This is a genomic window from Amycolatopsis sp. WAC 01376, assembly GCF_003947415.1.
Taxonomy (GTDB): domain Bacteria; phylum Actinomycetota; class Actinomycetes; order Mycobacteriales; family Pseudonocardiaceae; genus Amycolatopsis.
In genome coordinates, this window is the sequence record NZ_QHKL01000011.1 from 153,644 (window position 1) to 163,129 (window position 9,486).

At 67.8% G+C, this 9,486-nt stretch carries 6 protein-coding genes; 2 read left to right on the forward strand and 4 right to left on the reverse strand.

Annotated features, from left to right (window positions below; all coding sequences use genetic code 11):
• Window positions 1-47: 47 nt before the first annotated feature.
• Both DMH03_RS39040 and DMH03_RS39045 read right to left on the reverse strand, forming a co-directional pair.
• The gene (locus DMH03_RS39040; RefSeq protein WP_233611849.1) at window positions 48-440 is read right to left on the reverse strand and encodes a hypothetical protein; all 393 of its coding nucleotides are present in this window, start codon (window positions 438-440) and stop codon (window positions 48-50) included.
• A 29-nt stretch (window positions 441-469) separates the two neighbouring features.
• Window positions 470-1,045 carry a TetR/AcrR family transcriptional regulator gene (locus DMH03_RS39045; RefSeq protein ID WP_125797058.1) on the reverse strand — a complete coding sequence of 192 codons (576 nt, stop codon included), beginning with the start codon at window positions 1,043-1,045 and terminating at the stop codon, window positions 470-472.
• A gap of 81 nt (window positions 1,046-1,126) precedes the next feature.
• On the opposite strand from DMH03_RS39045, the gene DMH03_RS39050 reads away from it, so the two are divergent.
• Window positions 1,127-1,456 carry a rhodanese-like domain-containing protein gene (locus DMH03_RS39050; RefSeq protein ID WP_125797022.1) on the forward strand — a complete coding sequence of 110 codons (330 nt, stop codon included), beginning with the start codon at window positions 1,127-1,129 and terminating at the stop codon, window positions 1,454-1,456.
• Here DMH03_RS39050 and DMH03_RS39055 read toward each other — a convergent pair.
• Window positions 1,447-2,109 (reverse strand): maleylpyruvate isomerase family mycothiol-dependent enzyme, encoded by a 663-nt coding sequence (locus DMH03_RS39055; protein ID WP_125797023.1) that lies wholly within the window; start codon window positions 2,107-2,109, stop codon window positions 1,447-1,449. The two genes, DMH03_RS39050 and DMH03_RS39055, sit on opposite strands and share 10 nt — an antisense overlap.
• A gap of 114 nt (window positions 2,110-2,223) precedes the next feature.
• Between DMH03_RS39055 and DMH03_RS39060 the strand changes: the two genes are divergently transcribed.
• A complete protein-coding gene (locus tag DMH03_RS39060) occupies window positions 2,224-2,637 on the forward strand; it encodes a RidA family protein (protein ID WP_125797024.1) in 414 nt (137 codons plus the stop codon).
• Window positions 2,638-2,942: 305 nt separating this feature from the next.
• Here the strand turns inward: DMH03_RS39060 and DMH03_RS39065 are convergent, their stop codons facing one another.
• Window positions 2,943-9,323 (reverse strand): Ig-like domain-containing protein, encoded by a 6,381-nt coding sequence (locus tag DMH03_RS39065; protein WP_125797025.1) that lies wholly within the window; start codon window positions 9,321-9,323, stop codon window positions 2,943-2,945.
• Window positions 9,324-9,486: the final 163 nt, after the last annotated feature.

Below are 9,486 nucleotides of genomic sequence, written 5' to 3' on the forward strand. Positions count from 1 at the left end.
CTCGATGATTTCCCGGTTCGGGCACGCGGAAGACGCGCCCGTGAGCTTCAGACGGCTACCGGGAAAGGAGGAGCGCGATCCCCCGTCGCGAGGCGGTTCGCCGTGCGCGAGGGAGGAATGACGTCGTCTTGGAGTCCGCCGAGGCGGAGCAGCGTCGTCGACGCGGGCCCGTGGGGAACGGTCCCGAAGAGCGGCAGGTCACCGTGACCGTGCACACCCAGGAGTGAAGGTTCGGCGGCGAGCCTGCCCGAGGCGCGCACCGGCGCCACGGCCTTGGAGACCGAGGAGTCGACCGTCACGTTCGCCCCGCGCGACTCGTCCGCCGAAGCGGAATCGGCCGCATGGAGCGCGAGGAACAGGCCGAGCGCGGTCAGCACGGCGGCGAGCAGCGCCGGCACGGCCTGCCTGGCCGTCCGGTACCTCCGGCTCTCCACCATCATCGACACACTCCCGGGTCCTCGCCGACACCCTACTTGGGTCCGGCCCGCCGCCACAGGCGCGCGATCCCGGCACGGACGCGGTCCTCCCCCAGTTCCGGCAGCAGCGCGGTCAGATGCTCGGCCGCCAGCGGGGCCAGCAAGGCGTGCGCGGCGTGCTCGGGATCGGGCGTGCCGTCGAGCAGGAGCGCGACGTGCCGATGCCAGAAGCGGTAGGCGCCGATGCGGTAGCGCGCGCCCGGCGCCGCGGTCTCCGACATCCGCACCAGCGGCAGGTGTTCGAGCACGTAGTCGACGTACGCCTCGGCGAAGGCCACGAGCCGTTCGACCGGCGGAGCTCCGGGGCCCAGCGGCGGCGGGCCGTGCAGGATTCCTTCCTGGAGCAGGCGTTCCCGCGCGTCCAGCAACGCGACGGCCAGCCCCGCCTTGTCGCCGAAGCGGCGAAAGAGCGTCCCCTTCCCCACGCCCGCGGCCGCGGCCACCTGATCCATCGACACGGCGTCGACGCCGTGCTCGGCGAACAGCGACGCGGCCGCGTCCAGGATGGCGGCGCGGTTCCGGGCGGCGTCGGCGCGCTCCTTGGGCGGCGGCGTGCGCAGGAGTTCCAACGGTGTTGCAGAAACGGACTGCGGTCCGCTATGGTCGTGAGGCACATGCGGACTATAGTCCGATTAACTGGAGGTAGCGACATGACCGCACTCATCACCCGTGACGAACTGAAGGCCGCGATCGACGCGAAGACCGTGACGGTGGTCGACGCACTGGGTGGCGAGTACTACGCCAAGCAACACCTGCCCGGCGCGATCCCCCTGGTCCTCGCCGACGTCGACGCCCGCGCCGCGACCGTCCTGCCCGATCGCGGCGCCGCCATCGTCACCTACTGCTCGAACCCCGCCTGCCCCAACAGCGGACAGGTCGCCGACCGGCTCACCACGCTCGGCTACACCGACGTCCGCAAATACCGGGAAGGCATCGAGGACTGGGCCGACGCCGGCCTGCCCCTCGAGTCTCAGTCCTGAGAAAGGACACGCTTCCGCAGGATCGGGACCCCGTCGCCGTCGAGTTCGGCGAGGTAGGCCGCCCGTCCGGTCATGGCCATGATCAACGCCAGGGTCGGACCCGAGACGAGCGGCCCGGACCCGACGGCGAAGGGGCCATCGGTGGCTCGCAACCGCAGCCCGCCGATGCGCCCCTTCGCCATCACCACCAGGTCCGCGCCCTGGTAGTACCCGGCCAGCGCGGTGAGGACGGTGATCGGATAATCGCGGCGGATGCCGAGGGGGCGGCGGATGTCCTCGGCGTGCACGATCGCCTCGCCGAGCATCGCCAACTTCGGCAGGGGTGGTTTCGTCGTGCTGTCGACGACCCGGCGGAACCGCTCCAGCGTCTCGGCGCCGTCCTCCCCCAGGTGTTCGGCCAGCCGCATGGCGACCTGCTTGTCGAAGTCCCACCGGCAGCGGATCACGCCGGCCAGCCACCGCAACGGCGTGAGACTCGCCCCCGCGGTGAGATGCGCGAGCACCTCGCGCACCGTCAGCCCGGCGCAGAGCGACGGCGTCGCCCACCGCTCTTCGGTGACCTCCGCGAGGTCGTTCGCCAGTGCCGCCCGCTCGGCGTGGATCAGCGGCCAGACCTCCGTCGCGGCGCGCGTCTTCGATCCTGAATTCGTCATCGGGAGTCCTTCCGGTCATCGTCGTCCGAAGGTGAGACTCCCGCCGCGGACCGGAATCATCGGTCCCCGATACTCGGGAGGCGAATTCCGCCGAACACCAGGAAATGGGGACCGATGATCCAGCGCTGGAATCCGGAGACCGTGGCGGCGCCGATCGGCCCGTACAGCCATCTGGTCCGCGTTCCCGCCGATCACGAACTCGTCGTCGTATCCGGCCAGATCGGCGTTCTGCCCGACGGCGAACTCGCCGGACCCGACGCGGAGTCGCAGACCCGCGCCATTCTCGCCAACCTCGAACGACTGCTCGAAGCCGCGGGCGCCGGACCGGAACATCTGGTCAAGGTGTTCAGCATGCTTTCCGGCACCGAACACCTCGGCGGTTTCCGCACGGCGCTGCGCGAGACCTTCACCCGCTGGTACCCGGAAGCGGACTGGCCCGCCCAGTCGCTGATCGTGGTGGCCGCGCTGGCGCGCCCGGACCTCGTCGTCGAGGTCGAAGCCCTGATCGCGGTACCCGGACGCTCTTGAGAAGAAAGCCAAACGCTGATGCGGTGAAGGGAGCCTTCGGCCCTGGTCAGGCGCGAGGGGTCGTGATCGCGGGTCCGTGAAGGCCTCTTTGCCTACCCTGAGAGTAGGGAAGGGGCCACTCACGACATGCCAGGCTGAGCTCAGCCCGAGCCGAGGCAGACCGCTGCTGCCGGGCGGGCAGGAACACCACCTTGAGCCCCGGCACTACACCTTCACACCAGCCCAAGTACATGAAGGACCCCATCCTTGCGCCTAGGTACAGGAAGGGGGCCTTCATGTACTTCAACCCAGACTCAGCGGCTCGATCACGACTCCCGGCGCCTCCGCCCGGCGAGGAGCAGCAGCGCGCCGATGGCCAGCATGCCCAACGCCAGCACCGTCATCGTCTTCACCGGCGAGCCGGTCACGGCCAGACCGGGCGGACGCGGCGTGGTCGGCGGCTGCGGGTTCGGCTTGTCCGGCGGCTGCGGCGTCGGCGGTGTCGGCGGGACCCGGGTGTCGGTGCCGCAGTCGGGGTTCGCCGAACCCGGCGGGCAGTTGCCGCCGGGGGTGTCGGACGTGACGACGTTTCGGAGGCGGTGGTCACCGGTCGCCGGCTTCCGCACGGTGACGGCGTAGGCGACGGTGGCCTTCTCCCCCGGCTTGAGCGCGCCCTTCCAGGTCAGCTTGGGCGCGGAATAGGTGACCGCTCCCGTACTGGCCTTGGCGGTGCCGTCGAAGGTGGCGTCGTCCAGCACCTGGGTCAGATCGTCGGTGAAGGTCGCATCGTCCACTGTGGCTTGTCCGGTGTTCTCCACCGTGACGGTGAACGTGACGACCTCGCCCGGTTTCGCCTCCGTCCGGTCGACCGTCTTCTTGATCTTCAGGCTGGACAGCGGTGTCGTCGTACCGCACTTCGGGTCCTTGCTGCCCGGCGGGCAGTTCCCGCCCGGAGTGTCGGACGTGATCACGTTGGTCAGCTTGCCGTCGCCGTCGGTCTTGGTGACCTTGACGCTGTAGGTGACCGTCGCCGTCTGCCCGATCTCCAGGTCGCCGGTCCAGGTCAGCTTCGGTTCTTCGTAGGTCACCGAACCGATCGTCGCCGCACCGTCCTTCTGGAACACCGCGTCGTCGAGGACCTCGGTGAGGTCGTCGGTGAACGTGGCGCCGGTCAGCTTCGTCTTGCCGGTGTTGCGCACGGTCACCGTGTACTTGACGACGTCGCCGGGGTTCGCCGTGGCCTTGTCCGCCTTCTTCTCCAGCGAGATACCGGGCACCGGGGTGACGGTCGAGCAGGCCGGATCGTCGGACTGCGGCGGGCAGGTGCCCGGGGTGTTGGTGCTGACGGTGTTCCGCAGTTCGTGATCGCCCGTCACCGGGTTCTTCACCTTCACCGAGTACTTCAGGGTGGTCGACGCCCCCACCGGGAGATCGCCGGTCCACACCAGGTTCGGCGCGGTGAAGGCGAACGTCCCGGCGACCGGCGCCGACGTGGCGTCGTCGGAGTAGTCGGCGTCGTCCAGCACCTCGGACAGATCGTCCGTGACCCGTGCGGCGTCCTCGCCGACCAGGTCGACCTTCCCGGTGTTGCTGACGGTCACGGTGTAGGTGACGACGTCGCCCGGGTTCGCGGTCTGCTTGTCCGACGTCTTCTTGACCGTCAGTTCGCGGGAAGGCACGTCCGCGACGCAGTTCGGGTCGGTCGAATCCGGCGGGCAGTTGTTGCCCGGCGTCTCCGAAGTGACCACATTGGACAGTTTCTTGTCACCGGGGTTCGGGTTCTTGATCTTGACCGTGTAGGTGACGGTCGAGGTCTGCCCGATGCCCAGCGAACCGGTCCACGTCAGTTTCGGTGCCGCGTACGTGACACCGCCGATGGTCGCCGCACCGTCGTTCTGGTAGTCGGCGTCGTCGAGCACCTCGGTCATGTCGTCGGTGAACGTGGCACCGTCCTGCGCGGTCTGCCCGGTGTTGGTGACGGTGATCGTGTACTTCACCGTGTCGCCGGGGTCGACCGACTTCTTGTCGGCGGTCTTCTTGATGAGCAGCCCGGAAATCGGCGTCGTCGTGCCGCAGTCCGGATCGGTCGAACCCGGCGGGCAGTTGCCGCCCGGCGTGTCCGAGGTGACGGCGTTGACGAGCTTCTTGTCGCCGTCGCCCGGCTTCTTCACCTGGACCGTGTAGGTGACCGTGGCGGTCTCCCCGATGCCGAGGTCACCGGTCCACGTCAACTTCGGTGCCGCATAGGTGACACCGCCGATGGTCGCCGCGCCGTCGTTCCGGTAAACGGCGTCGTCGAGCACCTGGGTCAGGTCGTCGGTGAAGGTCGCTCCCGTCAGCTTCGTCTGACCGGTGTTCTTGACCGTGACCGTGTACTTCACGACGTCGCCGGGGTTCGCCGACTGCTTGTCGACCGTCTTCTTGATTTCCAGGCCCGAAACAGGGGTGTCGGTGCCACAGTCCGGATCCGTGGAACCCGGCGGACAGTTGCCGCCCGGCGTCTCCGACGACACCACGTTCTTGAGCCGGTTGTCGCCGGTGTTCGGGCTCTTGACCTTGACGGTGTAGGTGACCGTGGCCGTGTCACCGACGCCGAGGTCACCGGTCCAGGTCAGCTTCGGCGCGGCGTAAGCCACACCACCGATCGTCGCCGCACCATCATTTTGGTAGTCCGCGTCGTCCAGCACCTGCGTGAGATCGTCGGTGAAGGTGGCACCGGTCAGCTTGGTCTGCCCCGTGTTGGTGACGATCACCGTGTACTTCACGACGTCACCCGGGTTCGCGGTCTGCTTGTCGACCGACTTCTCGATCTTCAACCCCGACACCGGCGTCGTGGTGCCGCACTTCGGGTCCGTCGATCCCGGCGGACAGTTGCCACCCGGCGTCTCCGAGGTGACCGTGTTGATGAGCTTCTTGTCGCCGGGAGCGGGATTCTTCACCTTGACCGTGTATGTGACCGTCGCGGTCGCGCCGATCTCCAGATCACCGGTCCACGTCAGCTTCGGCGCCGCGTAAGACACACCGCCGATGGTCGCCGCGCCATCGTTCTGATAGTCCGCGTCATCAAGAACCTGAGTGAGGTCGTCGGTGAACGTCGCCCCTGTCAGCTTGGTCTGACCGGTGTTCCGCACCGTCACCGTGTACTTCACCACGTCACCCGGATTGGCCGACTGCTTGTCGACGGTCTTCTCGATCAACAGACCCGACACCGGAGTGGTCGTGCCACACTTCGGATCCGTCGAACCCGGCGGACAATTCCCACCCGGCGTCTCCGACGACACCACGTTCTTGAGCAGATTGTCGCCCGTGGTGGGATTCTTGACTTTCACCGTGTACGTGACCGTGGCGGTGGCACCGATCTCCAGATCACCGGTCCACGTCAGCTTCGGCGCGGCATAAACCACACCACCGACCGACGCCGCACCATCATTTTGATAGTCCGCGTCATCAAGAACCTGAGTCAGGTCATCGGCGAACGTCGCCCCCGACAGCTTGGTCTGGCCCGTGTTCCGCACCGTCACCGTGTACTTCACCACGTCACCCGGATTGGCCGACTGCTTGTCGACGGTCTTCTCGATCAGCAGACCCGACACCGGCGTCGTGGTGCCACACTTCGGATCCGTGGAACCCGGCGGGCAGTTTCCACCGGGCGTCTCCGAAGTGACCACATTGGACAGTTTCTTGTCACCGGGATTCGGGTTCTTCACCTTCACCGTGTACGTGACCGTGGCGGTGGCACCGATCTCCAAATCACCGGTCCACGTCAGCTTCGGTGCCGCGTAGGTGACTCCACCGATCGTCGCGGCACCATCGTTCTGGTAGTCCGCGTCATCAAGAACCTGAGTGAGATCGTCGGTGAACGTCGCGCCGGAAACCTTGGTCTGACCGGTGTTCTTGACCGTGACCGTGTACTTCACGACATCACCCGGGTTCGCCGACTGCTTGTCGACCGACTTCTCGATCAACAGCCCCGACACCGGCGTCGTGGTCCCACACTTCGGATCCGTCGAACCCGGCGGACAGTTCCCACCCGGCGTCTCCGACGACACGACGTTCTTGAGCTGGTCGTCGCCGGTGTTCGGGTTCTTCACCTTGACCGTGTAGGTCACCGTGGACGTCGCGCCCACGTCGAGGTCACCGGTCCAGGTCAGCTTCGGCGCGGCGTAGGAAACGCCGCCGATCGTCGCGGCACCATCGTTCTGGTAGTCCGCGTCGTCCAGCACCTGAGTCAGGTCATCGGCGAACGTCGCCCCCGACAGCTTGGTCTGACCCGTGTTCCGCACCGTCACCGTGTACTTCACCACGTCACCAGGGTTCGCCGACTGCCTGTCGACCGACTTCTCGATCAACAGCCCCGACACCGGCGTCGTTGTCCCACACTTCGGATCCGTCGAACCCGGCGGACAGTTCCCACCCGGCGTCTCCGACGTCACCACGTTCTTCAGCCGGTTGTCGCCCGTGTTCGGACTCTTGACCTTGACCGTGTAGGTGAACTCCGCGCTCTTCCCCGCCGCGAGCGTGCCCGTCCAGGTCAGCTTCGGATCCACATAGGACACCGCACCGGGTGACGCGGTGGCGTCGTTCTGGTAGACCGCGTCGTCCAGCACACCGGTCAGATCGTCGACGACCTTGAGGTCCGCCGCGGTCACCTTCCCGGTGTTGGCGATGGTGACGTTGTAGCGCACGACGTCGCCCGGGTTCGCGGATTCCTTGTCCGCGGTCTTCGTCACCGTGTACGACGGCGGCGGCACCTTGGTCTTCGCGCACGCGGCGGCGGGATCGTCCGGGCAGCGGTTGTCCGGCGGGACGACCGGCGGCGGTCCGATCGGCACCGTCGCGCGGTTCACCAGTTCCTTGCCGATGGCGGCCTCTTCGACCTGCACGCGCACCGTCAACGTGGCCGTCTCCCCGACGGCGAGGCCGTTCACGGCCCAATCGATCGGCCCGGAGCCGGACGCGGTGCCCTTCGAAGGAGTGGAGGACACGTACGTCGTGCCCGGCGGCAACGTGTCGCGCACCGTCAGCGCGGGCACGGGGATCACGCCGGTGTTCCGCACGGTCACCTGGTAGGTCAGGGTGTCGCCCGGGATCGCCTCGGCGAGGTCGACCGTCTTCGTCAGCTGGTACCCGGGCGAGGCGACCGTGTTCCGCACCGTGTTCGACGTGCGTTCCTGCGGACGGCCGGTGTCCTCGCCGCGGAAGGTCAGGTTGCCGGTGTTGTCGAGTTTGGTGCCGTCCGGCACCGAGGTGCCGACCTTGACCTTGAAGGCGACCTTCTGCGACTGCCCCGGCCTCAAGTTCCGCAGGTTGCAGGTGACCAGCTGCCCGGCGGCCGAACAGTCCGGATTGGACCCGGCCACGAACGTGACGCCGTCCGGCAGGGTGTCGGTGAGCACCACGTTCGTCGCGGTGTCGAGATCGTTGACACTGCCGTCGGCGTGCCGGTTGGCGACGTCGAAGCTGTAGGTGACCTCGCCGCCCTTGGCGACGTAGCCCGGCGGGTTGTCGTCGGTGTTGCCGACCGGGTCGTTGGCCTTCGTGATCTGCAGATCGGGTTCGAGCGCGTCGGTGACGAGCCAGATCGTCTGCGGGTACAGCGCGTCGCCGACGGTGCCGATCTTCACCTCGAGCGCGGTGGTCCCCGCGGGAACCTTGCCGGTGATGTCGATGCTGCGGGCGTCGTAGCCGACGTTGTTCACCGGATTGGGATCGCGCGACGTGACGTTCGCGCCGGAACCGGTGGCCGTGACACGGTCGATGCGGCTGCTGAAGGCGTTGTTGGTCGCCACGCCGCCGGGCGCGGGCATGGCGATCGTCTGGAGACCGGCCGCGTCCGGGCCGACCTGGAGGTAGTCACCGGTGATGGGCGCGTCGCCGTCACCCGCGACGATGCCGAGTTCGACGTTGGGCTGACGCGAGGTCGGCGCCTTGATACCGCTCAGCGCGATGGTCGCCGAGCTCGGCGTGCTACCGCCGGCGACACGCTGCAAACCATCCCACACCTGCAGGTAACGCAGCGGCTCACTGGGCAGTTCGTAGGCGACGACCAGTGACCAGCCACCCCAGCACCCGAGGTTAGTCCCACTGATCGACTGGCCCTGGCAGGCCTGGATGTCGGCGACCGTGTACTGCCCGGTGCCGGCACCGGTCACGAGGTCCGTGACGTCGGCCGCGCCGCCGTACGCGTAGAGGGTCGGGAAACCGCCCGTGGTGGTCGCGGGGAACCAGTCGTAGGTTTCGGCGGTGATCCGCTGGTAGGAGGCAGAGCCAGGGATCTTCATCGAGACCTGGTTGCCCCGGCTCCCGTCACCGGAGGTCCCGCTGCTGGCGACCGGGTTGAACTGCCAGTACAGCCGGGCGTTGAGCACTTTCGCGCCGGCCGGGACGTTCAGGCTCGCCGCGGAGGCCGTGTTCCCCGGCGCGGCCGGGTCGGTCTTGATCCACGACACCGGGCTCGCGTTGCTCGTGGACTCGTTGCAGACCACGCCGACGCCGCATTGCACGACGGAGTTGGCGGCCATCGTGATCCCGCCGTGCGCCAGGCCGGAATACACCGGTTCCGGCCCGATCGGCCGTTCGGTGCCCGCTCCGCGCGGTTGGCTCTGGGCGCTCGCGGGCAGCGGGGCGCCCATCAGCAAGGCCACGACGACCACCGTGAGCACCGCGATGCCCCGGCGCCACCGATTCCGCCCACGACGTTCCGCCATGCCGCCTCCGCCTCACCCCTCGCTCCCGTCGGCCCAGGTCAGGACGAAGGGGACAGCGAGCCAAGTGATGGTCATCCTGGTTCGGCGAGATCGCCGACGGCAACCGGGACCGGCGGTCTCGCCTGGATAGAACCCGTTGAGTGGCCCCGAAACCCCCGGACGG